Consider the following 754-nt stretch of genomic DNA (forward strand, 5'->3'; position numbering starts at 1 on the left):
TCCTTGAAATACCACCCTTTAATGGCTGGTGTTCTAACGTAGACCCGTAATCCGGGTTGCGGACAGTGTCTGGTGGGTAGTTTGACTGGGGCGGTCTCCTCCCAAAGAGTAACGGAGGAGCACGAAGGTTAGCTAATCCTGGTCGGACATCAGGAGGTTAGTGCAATGGCATAAGCTAGCTTGACTGCGAGAGTGACGGCTCGAGCAGGTGCGAAAGCAGGTCATAGTGATCCGGTGGTTCTGAATGGAAGGGCCATCGCTCAACGGATAAAAGGTACTCCGGGGATAACAGGCTGATACCGCCCAAGAGTTCATATCGACGGCGGTGTTTGGCACCTCGATGTCGGCTCATCACATCCTGGGGCTGAAGTAGGTCCCAAGGGTATGGCTGTTCGCCATTTAAAGTGGTACGCGAGCTGGGTTTAGAACGTCGTGAGACAGTTCGGTCCCTATCTGCCGTGGGCGCTGGAGAATTGAGGGGGGCTGCTCCTAGTACGAGAGGACCGGAGTGGACGCATCACTGGTGTTCGGGTTGTCATGCCAATGGCACTGCCCGGTAGCTAAATGCGGAAAAGATAAGTGCTGAAAGCATCTAAGCACGAAACTTGCCCCGAGATGAGTTCTCCCTGAGACTTTAAGTCTCCTGAAGGAACGTTGAAGACGACGACGTTGATAGGTCGGGTGTGTAAGCGCAGCGATGCGTTGAGCTAACCGATACTAATGAACCGTGAGGCTTAACCTTACAACGCCGAAG

General features: G+C 53.6%; 1 rRNA gene. It reads left to right on the forward strand.

Annotated elements, in window-relative coordinates:
- A 23S ribosomal RNA gene (locus tag ACMWKK_RS26240) occupies window positions 1-742 on the forward strand; the annotation flags it as partial.
- Between the last annotated feature and the right edge of the window lie 12 nt (window positions 743-754).

Origin of the sequence: Enterobacter sp. 01-M-03-SI-ECC, from assembly GCF_047530215.1 — a bacterium.
Lineage (GTDB): Bacteria > Pseudomonadota > Gammaproteobacteria > Enterobacterales > Enterobacteriaceae > Enterobacter > Enterobacter chengduensis.